Annotated in this window: 12 protein-coding genes; 3 read left to right on the top strand and 9 right to left on the bottom strand. The window is 39.2% G+C overall.

The annotated features are described in order from the left end of the window. Positions 1–244: 244 nt before the first annotated feature. The 5 genes from ACODST_RS26975 to ACODST_RS26955 all read right to left on the bottom strand — a co-directional run bounded on the left by ACODST_RS26975 (position 245) and on the right by ACODST_RS26955 (position 8,987). Complete coding sequence (locus tag ACODST_RS26975) at positions 245–2,068, bottom strand: alkaline phosphatase (protein ID WP_488935199.1); 1,824 nt, start codon at positions 2,066–2,068, stop codon at positions 245–247. Positions 2,069–2,371: 303 nt separating this feature from the next. Then, complete coding sequence (locus ACODST_RS26970) at positions 2,372–3,907, bottom strand: RagB/SusD family nutrient uptake outer membrane protein (protein WP_488935198.1); 1,536 nt, start codon at positions 3,905–3,907, stop codon at positions 2,372–2,374. 20 nt (positions 3,908–3,927) lie between these two features. Beyond that, positions 3,928–7,308 carry a SusC/RagA family TonB-linked outer membrane protein gene (locus tag ACODST_RS26965; protein WP_488935197.1) on the bottom strand — a complete coding sequence of 1,127 codons (3,381 nt, stop codon included), beginning with the start codon at positions 7,306–7,308 and terminating at the stop codon, positions 3,928–3,930. An 81-nt stretch (positions 7,309–7,389) separates the two neighbouring features. Next, the gene (locus ACODST_RS26960; protein ID WP_488935196.1) at positions 7,390–8,313 is read right to left on the bottom strand and encodes a FecR family protein; all 924 of its coding nucleotides are present in this window, start codon (positions 8,311–8,313) and stop codon (positions 7,390–7,392) included. A 116-nt stretch (positions 8,314–8,429) separates the two neighbouring features. Next, the gene (locus tag ACODST_RS26955; protein ID WP_488935195.1) at positions 8,430–8,987 is read right to left on the bottom strand and encodes an RNA polymerase sigma-70 factor; all 558 of its coding nucleotides are present in this window, start codon (positions 8,985–8,987) and stop codon (positions 8,430–8,432) included. A gap of 320 nt (positions 8,988–9,307) precedes the next feature. Between ACODST_RS26955 and ACODST_RS26950 the strand changes: the two genes are divergently transcribed. Both ACODST_RS26950 and ACODST_RS26945 read left to right on the top strand, forming a co-directional pair. Then, positions 9,308–9,877 carry a Crp/Fnr family transcriptional regulator gene (locus ACODST_RS26950; protein WP_488935194.1) on the top strand — a complete coding sequence of 190 codons (570 nt, stop codon included), beginning with the start codon at positions 9,308–9,310 and terminating at the stop codon, positions 9,875–9,877. Between the two features lie 96 nt (positions 9,878–9,973). Continuing rightward, on the top strand, positions 9,974–10,363 hold the full coding sequence (locus ACODST_RS26945) for a RidA family protein (protein ID WP_488935193.1): 390 nt from the start codon (positions 9,974–9,976) through the stop codon (positions 10,361–10,363). 447 nt (positions 10,364–10,810) lie between these two features. Here the strand turns inward: ACODST_RS26945 and ACODST_RS26940 are convergent, their stop codons facing one another. After that, on the bottom strand, positions 10,811–11,173 hold the full coding sequence (locus ACODST_RS26940; protein ID WP_488935192.1) for a winged helix-turn-helix transcriptional regulator: 363 nt from the start codon (positions 11,171–11,173) through the stop codon (positions 10,811–10,813). Positions 11,174–11,252: 79 nt separating this feature from the next. On the opposite strand from ACODST_RS26940, the gene ACODST_RS26935 reads away from it, so the two are divergent. Beyond that, positions 11,253–12,128: an NAD(P)H-binding protein gene (locus ACODST_RS26935; protein ID WP_488935191.1), complete on the top strand. Its 876-nt coding sequence runs from the start codon at positions 11,253–11,255 to the stop codon at positions 12,126–12,128. A gap of 78 nt (positions 12,129–12,206) precedes the next feature. Here ACODST_RS26935 and ACODST_RS26930 read toward each other — a convergent pair whose 3' ends face one another. The 3 genes from ACODST_RS26930 to ACODST_RS26920 form a co-directional block, all read right to left on the bottom strand. After that, positions 12,207–14,168 carry an OmpA family protein gene (locus ACODST_RS26930; RefSeq protein WP_488935190.1) on the bottom strand — a complete coding sequence of 654 codons (1,962 nt, stop codon included), beginning with the start codon at positions 14,166–14,168 and terminating at the stop codon, positions 12,207–12,209. 2 nt (positions 14,169–14,170) lie between these two features. After that, positions 14,171–15,082, bottom strand: coding sequence for a PorP/SprF family type IX secretion system membrane protein (locus tag ACODST_RS26925; protein ID WP_488935189.1), 912 nt, complete (start codon positions 15,080–15,082; stop codon positions 14,171–14,173). A gap of 63 nt (positions 15,083–15,145) precedes the next feature. Next, positions 15,146–19,510: cadherin-like domain-containing protein (locus tag ACODST_RS26920; protein ID WP_488935188.1), on the bottom strand; the 4,365-nt coding region annotated here is incomplete at its 5' end.

Below are 19,510 nucleotides of genomic sequence, written 5' to 3'. Positions count from 1 at the left end.
CCAAATTTACATTTTATAGATATTTGTAAATTGACTTGGCAAACATAGGAGAAGCCCAATATTTATAGCAAAAAAGAACACGGATTCAAAAAAGCTCCGGAGGAGCGGCACATTTCCCATCCGCATTATGGAACAAAATAAAATCGGCTGATATATAAAAATCCATGCCTATTGTAATTGTATATATCAAAAAAACAGGCAGCTCAAGATGAACTGCCTGTTAATATTTTCTATTACATATATGTTATTTACCAAAAATCGTCTTCAATATTTTATTATAAATTTCCGTATTCTGATAAACACCGCTAAAACTTTGTGCTCCTGCCCCGTACGCAAAAACCGGAACGGGAACAGCTGTATGATCGTTGGTACTGAAAGTGCCGTGAACATATCCTTTTTCGATGCTTCCGTCTATTAACGAAAGACCGCCTGTTTCATGATCAGCAGTTACAATCAGAAGGGTTTCGGGATTCTGGTCTACAAACTCCATGGCCTGACCTACAAGTTTATCAAAATCGAGCATTTCACGTACTACATATTCCACATTATTCTGGTGTCCGCCATAATCTATCTGAGCTCCTTCTGCCATAATAAAAAACGGGTTTTTAGTTTTAGCAAAAGTAGTCACGGCTTTGGAAAAGGATTTAGACAGAAAATCACCTCTTCCGTTTTTCATAGAAACCACGGCTGCATCCTCCAGAACTACAAATTTATTGTTTTTAATAGTATCAAGAGCACTGAATTTATCCGAAAAAGTATAGCCTTTTTCTCTTAAAAGTTTAGCTAAGTCTTTACCGTCTTTTCTGGCTGTAAACTCTTTCGTTCCGCCTCCGATTAAAATATCGGACGGATTGCTCAGAAAATCATTGGCGATAGGTTCGCTGTAACTTCTTTCCGGCTGATGCGCATAAAAAGCCGCCGGTGTAGCATCGGTAATGTTACCTGCCGAAATAATAGCGGTTTTATAGTTTTTCTCAGCCAGCTGTCTGGTAATCAATCCTAACGGTCTACCGCTTTCGTCAACACTTATAAACCTGTTATTAGTTTTGTGTCCAGTAGCCATTGCTGTTGCTCCGGCAGCCGAATCAGTAATATAACTGTCATACGCTTTGGTAATCGAAAGTCCCTGTGTTGGGATATTAAAAAGGCTTAACTGGCCTTTATTGGCAGTATAACCGGAGTAAATCTGCGTTAACCCCATTCCGTCACCTATTAACAGAATTACATTTTTAGGTTTCTTTTTGGCAAAAGCCAGATTGTTTTTAGGCACATACGCTTCATGAAACTGGGTATTCTGATAAAATGTATTTTTTAGATTACTGATAAAATGAGTCAGCTCCGGAACATTATCGGTACCAATAAAATCAACTTTCAGATTCATTAAAGTCATCCAGGTATTAACATTGTCCTGTGTAGCCCAAAATCTTATTTTTTTATTCTGGTTATGGACTTTTTTAATAACCGTCTGAATTTTTTCTAAATCGGTCTGTATGAGAACTCCTTTACCATTCCAAACTGTTAGTTCATGAAGATCCTCACTGATCATTTCAACACGGGCTAATTGATCTGAAGTATAATTTTCGTTCAGCCTTCCGTCAAAATAAATAAACAGGGGGTATTCTTTCCAGTTTGCCGGATTAGGTCTGTTTCCGGAAATCACTACTTTAATGTTCTGGTTGACTATAATCTCAGGAAATTTTTTGAGCTGTTCGCTAATCGTTTTTAAGGTCAAATCGGCATCTGATTTAATATCAATCATTAAAATCAGAGGTTTATTACTGGCGTATGCTTTAGATCCTAAGTTTTTCAATTTTAGGGAAAGTGGTTCCAGATATAGACTTTTCAGGGTGTTCTGCGGAGCGATTTCTTTTGAGGTGTGAGCTACAAACAGTTCGTTGTTCACTAAAAAAACATCGGCTTCAATTACTCCGGCTTCATTTGAATACGCACCGTAAAACGGAAGCGGACCGGCATAATCATTATGAGAATGGATGTTGGAAGAACTGTATTCCTGTGCCTGCAGGAAAAAACAGAACTGGAGGCAGAAAAGGGTGATTGTTTTTTTCATTGAAAATGGAATTTATTCTTCTAAAGCCGTAGGTAACTTTAAAAGAAATTGAGTTGTAGAGATTTGTCTTTAAAATCCGAAACCAATCGTGATCGGGTTGATTTCTTATTGTTTTGCGGCAAAAAGGGTGCTAATTTTTTATCGTTATGAGAATCCTAAACTTTGTTTAAACATAAACCAGTCCTTAAAAAAGACTGGTTTTTTAGTATTATAAATTGTCTAAATCATTTTTTTTACCGCCTGCAGACTCCACAACAAGTCTGCAGCGTAAAAAAAAATAAACAAACTAAATGAAATTACCTGTTACCAGCCTTCATTCTGAAACAAGGCTCCCCTGCTTACTGCTATTTCATCCGGTGGAATCGGCCAAACATGGTGGATCGCCGGGTTAAAATTACGGGCAGGATAGATCACACTTCCGTCATAATGGTGCAATGGTTTTGCGTAAGTTTCTTTGGCATCGCCCCAGCGTACTAAGTCAAAATGACGATCTGTCCATTCTCCGGCCAGCTCACAGCGTCTTTCTCTTTTTAAATCAACCATAGTGGCACCCGAAATATCCGAAAGTCCGGCACGGTGACGAATCATATTGATTTCAGTATCTGCATTCTGTCCTTTCATCAGTTTTGCTTCTGCCAGCATCAGAATAACATCGGCATAACGTAAAAGCGGTACATTTAAAGCGGTGGAAGGTTTATCTCCGTTAGCATTTACATAACGAATATCGATTCCGCCCGAAGTTGTTTTGGGATAACTGAATGGCTCCATGTATTTCTTAAACTGGTATCCGGTTCTGTTACTTGAACTTACAATATGAGCCCCTTCGTTAAAAGTTACTTCTTCTCCAAAATACACGAATTTATCTCCTTTTTGAAGAATGGTAGCACTTCTTCTTTTATCTGCCGGATCATACGTATCAAACAACTCTTTTGTTGGATAGAAATTTCCCCAGCCATTGTAAACTCCCCATCCTTTGTCTTCCAGACAAACTCCCGGGAAAATGGAACCTAAAGAAGTATTTTCGGCGCTGGATGTTACTGACCAGATATATTCTGTTGACCAGTTATTGGCAATTTTAAATACATCTTCAAAATTAGTCAGCAGCTTGTGTTTACCGCTAGCTACAATCATATTGGCATATTTAATGGCATTATCCCAGTCTTTGGCATACAAATAAGTACGAACGAGATAAGCCCAAGCAGCCGTTTTATGGGCACGGCCGTAATTGTCTGATGTCATCTGATCAAAATAAGGCAGTAAATCAGCCGCTTTGATTAAATCTGCAGCAATGTAGGCATAATTTTCGGCTGCGTTTTTAGCACGGGGTACATACACATTTGTCGGGTTCTCCCTGTCCTGAATTGGAATTCCGGCACGGTCATCTCCATAATGATAGGCTAATTCCAAATGCATTACGGCATGGTTAAAATAAGCTTCACCCAACATTCCGTTTCTTGTTTTTTCATCCAGAGGAATATTCGGAACGTTACGAATCACGTCGTTGCAGCGTTTCATAATTTCGTAGTGGATTCTCCAGATGTCTTTGGTATCCGATTCTGATCCGTCAACGATAAAGTTTTTAATACGTTCTGCATTTTGTCTTGGTTTGGTTCCAATATCATCACTGGCATTGTTAAGCCAGAAAAAACCACGACCGTACATATTATCATCAGAATACAAAGCATAAATCGCATTGACACCTGCTTTGGCATCTGCCGGGGTTTTCCAGAAATTCCCGCTTGAAGGTGCACCCTGCGGTATTACATCAAGTTCACTTTCACAAGCTGCCGTACCTGCCAAAAGGGCTAAACTCAATACTAAAAGACTTATTTTTTTCATCTTGTTTGTTTTTTTATTTTTTAAAAAGTGGCATTAACACCAGTCATATAAATACGTGAAAGCGGATATTTACCTAAATCCATTCCGAAATTTTTAAGTCCAACTTCCGGATCCATTCCTGAATATTTAGTAATGGTAAATAAGTTTTGTCCTGAAATAAAGAATCTAAGTTTTGCTTTACCATTTAGCCAGCTTTCTTTAACTGTATACCCAACAGAAAGATTTTTCAATCGTAAGAATGAAGCATCTTCTATGTACAAATCAGAGATACGTCCGAAGTTATTATTGTTGTCTGTAGAAGAAAGTACCGGAACATTAGTGTTGGTATTTTCTGGCGACCAGGCCTCTTTAGATTCAGCCAGCAGGTTATATCCAGGGAAAGAAGCATTTAATCCGGTATGTTTTACCGCATTAAAAACACTGTTTCCGGCTGCTCCGCTGAAAAAGATATTCATATCAAAACCTTTGTATCTGAAATTTGCGTTCAGGCTGTAGGTAGTTTTTGGAAACGGACTTCCTAATACTACTCTGTCACTGTTATTGATGACACCGTCACCGTTTTCATCTTTAAATTTAATGTCTCCCGCAACTGCATTTGGCTGGTAACGAACACCGTCTTTATTTACATAAGCCTGTGCTTCTTCATTACTCTGGAACAATCCGTCTGTCGCATATCCGTAGAATGCTCCAACAGGGCTTCCTACCTGATAGATATTAGCCAGAGGTAAACTACGCACCCTGCTTAAGTTTAAAGGCTCTAATGAAGTCAGGTCGTCTTTGATAGAAACGATCTTGTTGCTTAAGAATCCGGCATTGGCCGTAACATCAAATTTGAATTCACCGCGTGTTTTCTGATACGTTAAACTAACCTCAATGCCTTTGTTTTCGACATCTCCTGAGTTTACAATTCTTCCCTGCGGAGTTCCTGAAACACCTGGCAGCTGATCACGAACCAACATGTCTTTGTTGGTTTTTACATAAGCATCTACAGATCCTGTTAAACTGTTATTGAGCATTGTAAAATCTAAACCGATATTGGTTTGTTCTGAACTTTCCCATTTTAAATTCGGGTTTGATAATTCGCTTTCGGCATAACCGTAATTGATCACCGGAACAGCCCCAATTAAAGCCTGAGTCTGCGATAAAGGCACACTAAACTGATACGGCCCAAGGTTTCCTAGGTTCCCTATTTGTCCCCAGCTCGCACGTAATTTTAAACTGCTTACAACCGGATTCAGGTTTTTCATGAAATTCTCTTCAGAGATTAACCATCCTGCCGAAACAGACGGATATACTTTCCAGCGGTTTTGCGATAAAAGTTTTGAAGTTCCGTCACGACGCACAATTCCGGAGAATAAATACTTCTGACTGAAATCGTAGTTTAACCTTCCTACATAAGAAGAAATAATTTCATCTGACATTCCTGCTGCAGTCTGCTGGATTAATTTGGCGTTTAGTAAATAACGCTGAGACGGGTCTTCGTTATCAAATCCGGTTCCTTCGATAGTATAGAAATCTTTTTTGGTTTCCTGATACGTATATCCGGCTAAAGCTTTGAAATTGTGCTTCCCTAATGATTTTTCATAAGAAACCGTCTGCTCGCTCAATAAATCAGTAACGGTCATTGCTTTTTTAGTCAAACGGTTAAAGTCGAAGATTTTTCCCGGTTCTGTAATTTTAACGGTAAAATCAGTCGCATTGTCCTGAATTCTGGTATATCCCCAGTTTGTTTTTACTTTTAAACCTTCTATAATTTCCCATTCAGCATAAGGGTTTACCAATACGGTTGAAACAGGGTTACGATTGTCGAGTCTTTTTAAATACGCTACCGGATTGATTACGTCTCCATAAGAACCAATATATTTTTCGGGTACACCGCCAAACTGTCCTGAACCGTCTTCTCTGTAAATTGTAGCATTTGGCGGATAGAAAATAGCCGCTAAGATTGCTCCTGTATAAGCATTGGCCGTATTAGCTGTCTGCCCGTCGGTTAATGAATAAGAAATGTTTTCACCAATAGTAAAATTAGGAGCCAGTTTAAAAGAAGAATTGGCTCTTACGGTATAACGGTTTCCAAAAGTATTCAATAAAATTCCTTCATTTTTTCGGTAGCTTCCGGAAAGGAAAAAATTGGTTTTCTCTGTTCTTCCGTTTACCGAAATAGATAAATCCTGAATTTGCCCGGTCTGGAAAATTTCATCCATCCAGTTGGTTTTGGTTGTTCTGGCTGTTGGTTCAAAGGCGGTGTCAAATGCCGGGATTCTTGGTAAACCGGCATTATCTCTGGCCGTATTCATTGCATCGGCATATTCGGCAGCATTTAAAACGTTTAGTTTTTTGGCTACATTCTGAAATCCGCCCTGATAATTTACATCAACATTAATACGATCTGAAACTCCTTTTTTGGACGTAATTAAAATTACCCCTCCCGATGCTCTCGCTCCGTAAATTGCTGCAGAAGCCGCATCTTTTAAAACACTGATTGAAGCAATATCATTTGGGTTGATCGTGTTTAATGAACCGCTGTAGATAATTCCATCCAGTACAATTAACGGTGTTTCGGCATTCAAAGATCCAATACCGCGGATATTGATTGTAGGTGCCGCAGTTGGATCACCACCATCGTTGATAACCGTAACACCAGCTACAGTTCCCTGCAGTAATTCGGCAGCACTGTTATAAGTTCTGCTTGACGTTTCTTTCATCGAAACAGCCCCGACAGCTCCTAAAACCTCGCTCTTTTTCACACTTCCGTATCCCATTACCACTACTTCCTGAAGCTGCTTTACATCAGCTGGTAATTTCACCGTAATGTTTCCGGATTGTGTTACTTTAACTTCCTGAGTTACATAACCCACGTATGAGAAAACCAAAGTGGCTTCAGATGCATTGATTTCCATTTTAAAAGTCCCGTCAAAATCAGTTGTTCCTGAGGCATTAGAACCTTTATCTTTGATCCCTACTCCCGGCAGCGGCATATTGTCGTCTCCGCCGTATACTGTACCGGTAACGGTGATTTTATTCTGGTCGGCTGCTTTTAAATTTCTTTTAATAACAATATTATTGTTCAGTATTTCGTATCGAAGTAAAAAATTACCGCATATTTTATCCAGTGCCTGTTCAAGGGTTACATTGGTAAGCTTTAAACTGGTTTTAAGACTTGTATTTACCTGATTGGATTCGTACATAAAATGCACATCAGCCTGATTTTCAATTTTCTGAAAAATATTCTTCAGGCTTTCGTTCTCAACCTTCAGAGTTACCTTTTTATTCGTGTCGGCATTTTTGGCTTGTACTGCCAGTCCTGTAAAAAACAAAGCAATAAAAAGGAACACTTTTGTCCACAGCGCTTTTTTAATGCTTTGAAACTTTACGACGTACCGCTTTGGTTTTTCATTCATAGTTTTTGAATTTTAGATTTTAGACTTTCGTTTTTGGCTTTTCTCACTTTTTATTTCTCACTATTCTTTTTTCAAAAAACACTATTCAATTTTATAGACGCCTCCTTCTACTTTATACTCGGCATTGACGATATTACATACCAAAGCCATTACCTGCTCTGCAGAAAGTTCCTTGAAATAGCCGTTTATTTTGAGTGTGTTTAAATTTTTGTTTTTGACTTCGATAACTACATTATAATTTCGGTTTATCGCGGCCATTACTTCCGGGAAAGGGGTTTCTTCAAAAATCATTATATTTTTGCGCCATAAGGAAATACTGTTGACCGGAATATCTTTAAACGCCTGCAGTTTGTTGCTTTTGGATTTAAAAACTACCTTTTGTCCCGGGGTTACATACACGTTTTCTTCGGTTACGATCGATTTTACGTTTACTTTTCCGGTTACAACCGAAACTTCCTGTGTCGCCTGATCCGGATAAGCCTGAACATTAAAACTGGTTCCCAGAACTTTGGTATCCATTTTATCGGTATGAATTATAAAAGGATGTTTTTTGTCTTTGGCTACATCAAAAAAAGCTTCCCCTTTTAAGTGTACTTCTCTGGTATCTCCTTTAAATTCTTTGGGGTACTGCAGGGTACTTCCTGCATTTAACCAGATCCTGGTTCCGTCGCTCAGAGTAATTTTAGCATGTTCTCCCAGTCTGGCCGCATATTGTCTGGTTTCAGTAACAGAAACAGACGACCAGTAGAAATAACCCGCTCCTCCTATAAGCAGTATTATAGAAGCCGCAGCGGCCCAGATTTTAGGAGAAAGAGAAATAACAGTATTGGTTTTCTTAATATGTCTTAATTCTTGTTTTAGTTTTGAACGATCTGACTGAATCGCTTCCATATCCTCAAAGGCTTCATCGGTACGATCGTACCACTTATTCCACATTTCCTGTCCTTTTGGAGAATATTTTCCTTCTAAAAAATGTTTTATTTCTTGTTGTAATTTGTCAGGCATTATAATTTCTTTATGTCTTTAATAGTATGTCTTGGGAATTGAAATTTCGGGTAGGCCGCCGGGGTTACGCTTTTGTTAAGAAAAAACAGCCTGCTTTATAATTTGGAAACTTTAGATCAGTTAAACTCTCCTAGATAAGTCCGCATAAATTTCAGGGCATACGTAATATGGTATTTTACAGTTTCGATAGAGACGTTGAGTTCGTCGGCAATTTCTTTATTGGAATAATTTTTAATCCGGCTCAGAATAAAAACTTCTTTTGATTTTTTGGGCAGCAGGTCTGCCGCTTTATCGACTGCCTCCTGAAGTTCTTCATAATAAATAGCATCTTCGGTAGTATTGGAAGCGTTATATACGATATCGTTTCGTTCTAAGACCTCTTGTATGTACTGATCTGTCAGGGTATGTGATTTTATATAATCCAGTGTTTTGTAACGTACCGAGGTATAGATATAGGCCATAAAACTCTTCTGGATCAGGAGGGTCCTGCGTCGTTCCCAGATGGAGGTGAAAACTTCCTGAACAATTTCTTCTGAAACGGCAACTGATTTCATCCTGATATATACAAATCTGACCAGCTGATCACGATATCTGAAATACAGTTCATCAAACGCTTTGTCCCTGCCTTGTTTTAATAATTCGACAAGTTCTTCGTCAGTATATCCTTTATACATAATATTTTGCTTTGGCATTAGTAACTGAGAAAAGAGGACGAACAGCAAAATGATAGCTAAGGGTTTTCTTACGGCTTGTGTTAACTTTAAAAAATGACATATACAACGGTAGTTTGTTTACTAATATGTCTCCAAAATTAGAACTGAGGGTAGGTCTGAAAAGTTACCTTTACATTAATAAAACAGGCTTCTGATACAACATTATATTAACATTTAATCTAAACCACCCACACCAGTAACAGTATCTTGATTTTATATTGATGGCAAGGAAACAGGGTGTTTTGTTATCTTTGAACATTCAATTAAAAAAAATCCCTAAATTGACTGTACAGACAAGGCTTCGGGCTCATATAGAAGAAATAGTATCGCTGACAGAAGAAGAATTTACTTTTGTATGTCAGCATTTTATAACTAAAAAATTCAAAAAACATCAATTTCTTATTCAGGAAGGCGACGATGTAAAGTATTCCTATTTTATAGTTTCAGGACTTTTAAAATTGGTTTATACCGATGAATCGGAAAAAAAACATGTGGTTTCTTTTGCTATGGAAAACTGGTGGGAAAGTGATTATTATGCGTATTTCACGCAAACGAAAGCAGTTATGTCTTTAGAATGTATCGAAGATACTGAAGTGCTTTGTTTTACTCTGGATGATTATAAAAAGCTTTGTGACGGTTCACCCAAAATGCAGCGTTTTTTTCTTGAAAAAGCCAATTTTGGTTTTCTGGCTTCACAGCGCCGCATTATTTCCTGGATGACCTCTAATCTAAAAGAGCGCTACGAACAGCTTTTAAAACAATATCCTTCGCTTTTTCAGCGTGTGCCTAAAAGTCTTATTGCTTCTTATCTGGGGGTTTCGAGGGAAACTTTAAGCCGGTTGTCTTCTTAAATGTGACAATCCTCACATTTTATTCGTGACAAATGTCAAATGCTGTTTCCGTTTCTTCTTTCCAATTTTGCTTTGTAATTTTTTAAATAAAAAGAAATGGAAAAAAGAATCATTAATCCGTGGAAATGGCAGGATGAACGCAGTTATGCACAGGCAGTTGAAGTTAAAAACGTGCAGGGCACTTTGTATGTCTCCGGACAAACTGCCATTAGTGCCGACGGAATATCCAGCAATGAAAACATGGAATCGCAGATACGCCTTGCTATACAAAACCTGGAACAGGTCATTACCGAAGCCGGATACGAATGCAGCGGAATAGTACGTTTAAATGTTTATACAACCAATACAGCCGAACTCTGGCCTCATTTTAACATTATTCAGGAATGGATAACCAAACATACTATTCAACAGGCAACTACTTTACTGGAAGTGAAAAGTCTTTTTGAAACTCTTATGGTGGAACTGGAAGCTACGGTCGTTAAATAGTCTTCAGTTGGCAGTCTCAGTTTACAGTCGCAGTTTTACAGTCGCAGTTTTACAGTCGCAGTATTCAGTGGCAGTTGGCAGTGGATTATATAGATTCGTAAACAGTTTACAAATATTCTGACGGTGAGTTTGAGTCGCAGTTTATCTTTTTAAAAGTTTTTAAACTTTGACAGCGACCTTAACAACGAAAATTATAAGCCCAGCGGGGGAATATTTATCGAAATTAATCCATACAAAAAAAGCCCCGGCGGAGCGCAATATAAATACATGGCAGAAAATATATGCCGCTCCGCCGGAGCTTTGTGGCCGATATTAAATACGATTTCTATACATATTTCGTTTCTGGAAGCCTTTCTTAAACAAAATCAAAGCGCCTGTTGACTATTTTTCGGACAGCTGCATATCTTTGAACCTATGTTACTTAGAACCTCTGCTCCTCTAAAAAAACTACATAAAATCCCCATCTTTGACTTTAAAAGCCCAGGCAGCCATGGCATCGATCACGGGCAGTAAACCGGTTCCGGCTTTACTCAGGCGATAGGTTACAAAAGGCGGTACTACGGGTTTAGCTTCCCGAATTACCAGGTCGTCGGCTTCCAGTTGTTTTAAATGCTGAATGAGTACTTTTTCGGTTATTGCCGGGATGGCTCTTTTTAGTTCGCTGTAACGTTTATCCCCTGCTGATAAATGCCAGAGAATAATGGGTTTCCAATATCCTCCTATTTTTTCCATTACAAAGGTAACGGGACATTTTTCCAGAGCATATTGTTTGTTTTCCTGAATGGTAGACGATTCTTTAATAGCGGTCATGATACATACTTTAGGGTAAGTACTTGTATAAAAGTAAGTACAAAGATACCTTTGTATCTGTAATAAAAAAATATTTAAGATGAAAATTATAGTATCAGGATCTTTAGGTAATATTGGAAAACCTTTAACCTCAAAATTAACTGCGGCAGGACATGAAGTAATTGTAATTACCAGCAATGCGGACAGAAAAACAGCAATAGAAAATTTAGGTGCAAAAGCAGCAATAGGTTCTGTAACCGACACTGATTTTCTGGCGGAGACTTTTGCAGATGCAGACGCTCTTTTTGCTATGACGCCTCCTAATTTAGGCGGGGCCAATGTAATTGCTAATACAGCAGCAGCAGGAAAATCATTTGCAAAAGCGATTGAAGCTGCAAATCTAAAAAAAGTGGTAATGTTAAGCAGTATTGGTGCTGATTTACCATCGGGTACAGGGCCAATTGCCGGGCTTTACCAAATTGAAAAACTGTACAATGAACTGAATGCTTCGGTAACTTTCTTGAGAGCGGGTTATTTTTTTACGAACTTTTATAATGATGTTCCTATGATTAAAGGTGCGGGAATTATGGGAGGGAATTTCCCCGCCGATGTTAAAATTCCGTTAGTACATCCTGAAGACATTGCCCAGGCTGCTGCCGAGGAATTACAGCAGGCTCCGGACAGAAAAAAGGTTCGTTATATTATAAGTGATGTTCGTACTCCGGGGGATGTTTCTAAAGCAATAGGTGCTGCAACAGCACAGCCGAATTTACCATGGGTGGAATTTACAGATGAACAGTCTATGCAGGGAATGACTCAGGCGGGGCTTCCGGAAGAAATTGCGGGTCTGTATACTGAAATGGGCGCAGGTTTAAGAAGCGGAAAAATTGCTGAGCATTTCTTTAACAGCAGTGCTTCTGTGGAGGGAAAAACAAAACTGGAAGATTTTGCCCTGCAGTTTGCCGCCAACTTTTAAGGTGAAATATAACTTCAATAAAAAACCTGCAGGAAGAGATTCTCTGCAGGTTTTCGTTTAAATAAAACTAAAAAAATATTAAATGGAGGTGATCATAAATTCACTTCTTCTGTTTTGTAAATGTTCGGCTTCTGAACATTTGACACCATCTTTACAACGGTTAAGCAGCTGGCTTTCTCCATAACCTTTTCCTCTCAGACGATCTGCTGAAATTCCTTTGGCAACAATCCAGGCCACAATTGATTTGGCTCTTTTGTCTGATAAAACCAGATTTGATTTGGCCGAAGACCTGCTGTCTGTATGCGAACGAATGTCTATTTTCATATTAGGATATTCCTGCATTACCGTATAGATTTTTTCCAGTTCCACTGCCGCAGCTTCTGTAATATCGGCTTTGCCCAGATCAAAATAAATCATTGAAATGTTCAGGGTTTTCCCTAAGTCAGTTCCCACTTTAATGGCTTTAACTTCGGGAATTTCGATAGCAGCGATTCTCTCTTTTTCAAGGGTAAAATCCAGTTTATTGTCGATACTTGTAGAAATGGCAATGCTGCTTTCCTTAGGCGGGTATTGCTTTCTTTCTACTTTTACAAAATACTTCTTATTACAGTTTATTTTAAAACTGTAGGTTCCGTCTTTTTCTGTAGTAACTTCCGTAAGGGGCTGATGATTTTCATCAAGTAAAGTTACCTTTGCCCCTTCTATGGTTTCATTGGCTTTACTGTCAAAAACAGTTCCTGTTAAAGTGCGTTCACAGACCAGCTTTTTGGTTTCAGAAAATTTGTAAATATCATCATTTCCGATTCCTCCTTTTTTATTAGACGAGAAATAACCTTTACGGGTAGTATTGTCAATAATAAAAGCGAAATCATCAAATTTGGTATTAACGGGTTCACCAATATTCTGTACCAGATCAAAGCTTCCGTCTTCTAAAATTTTAGAAACAAAAACATCCAGTCCGCCCAGTCCCGGACGTCCGTCTGTTGCAAAATACAACTCATTGTCTCCGGAAATAAACGGGAATGTTTCTCTTCCTTCAGTATTAATTGACGGCCCCAGATTTTCCGGTTTCCCAAAAGTACCATCTTCATTAATGCTAACACTAAACAAATCTGACTGACCTAAAGTCCCAGGCATGTCAGAAGCAAAATATAACTTTTTTTCGTCGGTACTTAAAGCCGGGTGTGCGGTACTGTATTTGTCGCTGTTAAAAGGAAGTTCGGTAATATTATCCCATTTACCTTCAACAAGGACTGCTTTATACAACTTTAATAAAGTAATGTTTTTATCGTCTTTTCCTCTTTTCCCGTCCAGATAATTGTTTCGGGTAAAATACATGGTCTTTCCGTCTTTGGTAAATACCGGTGTCGATTCGTTAAACTTAGAATTTATTTCTTTGTTTAAAAGAACCGGACTGTATACATTCCCATCAGCTTTTATAGCGGCAATGTACAGGTTGGAAAAAGATTTGTTCGTCCATTTAAAGGTTTTACCTTCTTTCTTTCCAATTTTTCTGGCGGAACTAAAAACTAAATTATTGTTTAAAAAAGCACTCCCGAAATCAGAGCTTTCTGAATTAACATTAGCACTGGATAATTCAAATCGGCCGGAATTCAGTTTAATCTGTTCCAGGTAGTTTTTGTTGCTTTCAAACAGAATACCTCTGGTGTCGGTATTTACTTTTTTACTGAATTCATCCAGCAGGGTATCCGCCTTAGCATAATCACCTGTAGATTTGAGTGACTGTGCATATCGGTAATAATATTCCGGATCCTGCTGGACTTTCAGGGCAAAAAGTTTGTCATACCAGAATGCCGCTTTTGGAAGATCTGCATTAAAATAATAGGCGTTTCCTAATCTTTGAAACATTTTTTCATCCTGGACTCCTTTTGAAGCCAGTTTTTCATAAATCGCTATCGCATCGGCATAAGCGTAATCATTGTATTCTTTTTCGGCTTTAGCCAAAAGTGCTTTCTGCGCAGTGGCATTCAAAAAGAAAAAGGATATAAAAAGGGTATATAGTATTCTCTTTATTTTCATAATTAGAAAAATCTTGGTGATGTAATCCGGCTGTAATTGTTTAAGAATTCAAAACGAAGAAAAATCTCGTGTGAGCCCGAATTGTAATTGTTTAACCTTGTTGTTTCCCGATCATAAGCATATCCAACATACATGCTTTTGGTAACCTGAAATCCGGCCATAGCACTTAAAGCGGCACTCCATCGGTATGAAACTCCCGCAACAAATTTTTCATTGAACATGAAATTGGCCGAAACATCGAGCTGAAGCGGCGAACCATCGACCATTTTTGCTAAAACAGCAGGTTTGAATTTAATCATCTCATAACGGTCTAAATTAAAAACATAACCTCCTATTAAATAATAGTTGATCTGTTCTTTGTAGATAGCTGCTTCGTTATCGTCGTAACGATTGGTCTGAATAAAATTAGGAACAGACAATCCAATATAACCTTTATCAGAATGCCAGTATACCCCTGCCCCGATATTAGGTGAAAATTTGTTTTTGAAATCTGAAAACTGCGGATCTCCCTGGTCTTCCATAGTCAGTTTATTAGGATCGAGGTTAAAAATATTAGCCGATCCTTTAATACCAAAAGAAAGTTTTGCCGTGGCCGATGTTGGGATGGAATAAGAAAAATCGGCAGAGAAATTATTCTCGTTGGTAGGTCCGATTTTATCATTTACTAATGAAAAACCCAATCCGATGTTACTATTATTAATAGGAGAATTGACCGAAAAAGTGCTTGTTTCCGGAGCACCGTCAAGTCCGACCCATTGTGTGCGGTACAAACCAAAAACACTCAAAACACCTCTTGAACCGGCATACGCAGGGTTTATGTTAATGGTATTGTGCATATATTGTGTAAACTGTGCATCCTGCTGAGCAAAGCCTGCCACAGAACAAAACAATAAAACTAAAACTATTTTTTTCATTTACTTATTTTTTAAATAATGGCTTAACCTTATGGCTAAGCCATTTTTATTTGATACGGAATATTATTTAGTCAGATATAAATAACCGGCCTCTTGTTTAAGGTTTGATTTATTGTCTTTGTATCTTACTATATAATAATAAGTCCCTTCCGGTAAACCGTTAGATTCTTTAACCGTAGTTCTTCCTTCAGAATATCCTTTAAACACGATATCATTATTATTGTAATGGTCTCTTTCGAATACCATAACACCCCAGCGGTTAAAAATCTGAACGGTATTATCAGGATAACATTCAATTCCTCTGATATAAAATCTCTCATTTTTATTGTCTCCGTTTAAAGACACTGCATTAAAGATTTTGATGTTACAGCCGTTTAATTCAATTACTGTAGGATTATCTCCTCCGGCATTATTGAAATCGGACTTGTCTTCTACCGTGATTCCGCTTTGGGTAATTCCGGATACTGCTGCCTGATTGCTTACTGTTCCGTTATTTACATCCGTCTGGCTTACTGTATAAGTTCCGGTAAAGGTGTGTGAATCACTTTCGCCAACACCTAAACTTATTGGGCCTCCGCTTATTATAACACCTGGTAAAAGGTCAGAAATTGAAATATTCTGAAGCGGAACGTTACCTGTATTGGTTATGGTAAAGGTATAAGTCAGGGTTTCTCCTGCTTCTGCATTTCCATTTCCGTTATTATCATCAAATTCTGCTTTCATAATCAATGCAATAGCGGGTACTTCAACAAAAATGTGAACGGTAGCAGTACTGCAGTTATCTGAATTGGCTTTTTCACAAATCTGATACGTTAGGGTATGTTCGCCACCCTGAGTTCCCGGAGCTACGTCGATGGTTCCGTCTTCATTTAGTGTAATGCCGGCTGGGAAATCCTGCCCTGTCAAAATAACGTCAGCAGGATTAACCGGCACACCATTTAATTTATCATTGTCTAAAACATTAATGATCTCCAAAGAACCATTGATTCCGTCAGCAATAGCAGTATCATCGTCATTTCCTGCTTCAATTCCGAAATGAGGCATAGCATTACAGCCTGTTGCAGCTCCCGGATAATTTACAATAACTGATTTGGCAGGGTTTAATGTAAACTGCATAGTAACGGCTGGTCTTGTTAATTCGAAACCGTCGCTGCCTTCTGTCCATTGTCCGTTTACCAATACCCAGCCCGGCCAGTCAATTGGCATATTGTTACTGTCAACAACTGCACCCGGCCATAATACATTTCCTTTAAGAGGCATATTGGTTTGTGTTGCTACAATTCTGTCAGCACTGTCGATCCAGTTGATCGTCAGCAATCCTTTTGGTGTAAAGTTATCTGCTGTTACTTCGTATGAAACATAAGGTGTATTGTTAGAACAATAACTCTCTGCCTTAATAGTCATTTCCGGAGCTGTAACCGTAACTGAAACAGTTGCAGAAGTACAGTTATCTGAATTTGCTTTTTCGCAGATCTGGTAAGTTAAGCTATATGTCCCTGCGGGAGCATTTGGAGCTAATTCTACCGTTCCGTCCGGTCTTAAGGTTAATACATTATCCGGATCCGGAGTCAATACATTTAAGTCAACATCTGAAAGCAATAACGGACTGCCTTCCAGAGTATCATTATCCAGAACATTCACAACTTCGATTACTTCGTTAATACCTACAACAGAACCAACCGGGTCCGGTACAGCGATTAACACCGCTTTTGCCACCGGAATCGTAATAACCGCCGGAGTAGTGTCTACTGCTCCATTGTTGTCAGTTGCAGTGAAAGTAAATGAATCATTTCCTGAAAATGCTCCGCTTGGATCATAGGTTAACATCGCTGCTTCTGCAGGAGTCAAAATCTGATTGACAGTAACCGGTACACCTGAAAGAGCTAATACTCCATGAGCTGGTAAGGTTACGACTATATAATTTACAATTGTACCATCTGTATCTGAAGCTGTCAAAGCATTGATTGGCGAAGCAGCAGCTCTTGACGAAATAGGTGCATTTGTATCGTCATTGGCTTCAGGTGCATTATTTACCGGACTAACGGTAATAGTAACTGTTGCCGTGTTTCCATCAACAGTTCCGTCGTTTACTTTATAGGTAAAACTGTCTGAAGTGGTTTCGCTTCCGTCGTGAACATAAGAGAATGAACCATCTGCATTAAAAGTCAGTGTTCCGTTTGAAGGAGCTGTAACTAAAATTGCTGTTAAAGCATCTCCTTCAGCATCCGTATCATTTGATAAAACACCCGGAGCTGTAATGTTTAAAGTTCCGCCTTCGGCGACCGTATAAGTTGTATCGTCGTTAGCAACCGGAGCATCGTTTACCGGAGTAACGGTAATAGTTACTGTTGCTGTGTTTCCATCAACTGTTCCGTCGTTTACTTTATAGGTAAAACTGTCTGAAGTAGTTTCACTTCCGTCATGCGTATAGGTAAAAGAACCATCAGCATTTAAAGTCAAGGTTCCGTTTGATGGACTTGTAACTAAAACGGCTGTTAAAGTATCGCCCTCAGCATCGGTATCATTTGTTAAAACACCTGGAGCCGTAATATTTAAAGTTCCGCCTTCGGCAACGGTATACGAATTGTCTACTGCAACTGGTGCGTCATTTACCGGAGTAACGGTAATGGTCACCGTAGCGGTGTTTCCGTCAACTGTTCCGTCGTTTACTTTATAGGTAAAACTGTCGCTTGTGGTTTCACTTCCGTCATGAACGTAAGAGAATGAACCATCGGCATTAAAAGTCAAGGTTCCGTTTGATGGGCCTGTAACTAAAACGGCGGTTAAAGTATCACCTTCAGCATCGGTATCATTCGATAATATTCCCGGTGCTGCAATGTTTAAAGTTCCGCCTTCGGCAACGGTGTAAGTTGTATCGTCATTAGCAACTGGTGCATCGTTTACCGGAGTAACCGTAATGGTAACTGTTGCTGTGTTTCCGTCAACTGTTCCGTCGTTTACTTTATAGGTAAAACTGTCTGAAGTGGTTTCACTTCCGTCGTGAACGTAAGAAAATGAACCATCTGCATTTAAAGTCAGTCTTCCGTTTGATGGACTTGTAACTAAAATCGCTGTTAAAGCATCTCCTTCAGCATCCGTATCATTTGATAAAACACCCGGAGCTGTAATGTTTAAAGTTCCGCCTTCGGCGACCGTATAAGTTGTATCGTCGTTAGCAACCGGAGCATCGTTTACCGGAGTAACGGTAATAGTTACTGTTGCTGTGTTTCCATCAACTGTTCCGTCGTTTACTTTATAGGTAAAACTGTCTGAAGTAGTTTCACTTCCGTCATGCGTATAGGTAAAAGAACCATCAGCATTTAAAGTCAAGGTTCCGTTTGATGGACTTGTAACTAAAACGGCTGTTAAAGTATCGCCCTCAGCATCGGTATCGTTTCCTAAAACGCCCGGAGCTGTAATATTTAAAGTGCCGCCTTCGGCAACAGTATAAGTGGTATCGTCGTTAGCAACTGGTGCGTCATTCACCGGAGTAACCGTAATGGTAACTGTCGCTGTGTTTCCATCTACTGTTCCGTCGTTTACTTTATAGGTAAAACTGTCACTTGTGGTTTCACTTCCGTCATGAACGTAAGAGAATGAACCATCAGCATTAAAAGTCAAGGTTCCGTTTGATGGACTTGTAACTAAAATCGCTGTTAAAGCATCGCCTTCTGCATCGGTATCATTAGATAGAACGCCCGGAGCTGTAATGTTTAAAGTGCCGCCTTCGACAACGGTATAAGTGGTATCATCGTTAGCCACCGGTGCGTCATTTACCGGAGTAACCGTAATGGTAACTGTTGCTGTGTTTCCGTCAACTGTTCCGTCGTTTACTTTATAGGTAAAACTGTCTGAAGTGGTTTCACTTCCGTCGTGAACGTAAGAGAATGAACCGTCAGCATTAAAAGTCAGTGTTCCGTTTGATGGGCCTGTAACTAAAACGGCTGTTAAAGTATCTCCCTCAGCATCGGTATCATTTACCAGAATGCCCGGAGCAGTAATGTTTAAAGTTCCGCCTTCGGCAACGGTATACGAATTGTCCACTGCAACTGGTGCGTCATTCACCGGAGTAACCGTAATGGTAACTGTTGCTGTGTTTCCGTCAACTGTTCCGTCGTTTACTTTATAGGTAAAACTGTCTGAAGTGGTTTCACTTCCGTCGTGAACGTAAGAGAATGAACCGTCAGCATTAAAAGTCAGTGTTCCGTTTGATGGGCCTGTAACTAAAACGGCTGTTAAAGTATCTCCCTCAGCATCGGTATCATTTACCAGAATGCCCGGAGCAGTAATGTTTAAAGTTCCGCCTTCGGCAACGGTATACGAATTGTCCACTGCAACTGGTGCGTCATTCACCGGAGTAACCGTAATGGTAACTGTTGCTGTGTTTCCGTCAACTGTTCCGTCGTTTACTTTATAGGTAAAACTGTC

The sequence above is a fragment of the Flavobacterium sp. FG19 genome (assembly GCF_057809475.1).
The sequence above is the reverse complement of the archived record's forward strand: the minus strand, read 5'-3'. Positions and strand labels throughout refer to the sequence as shown.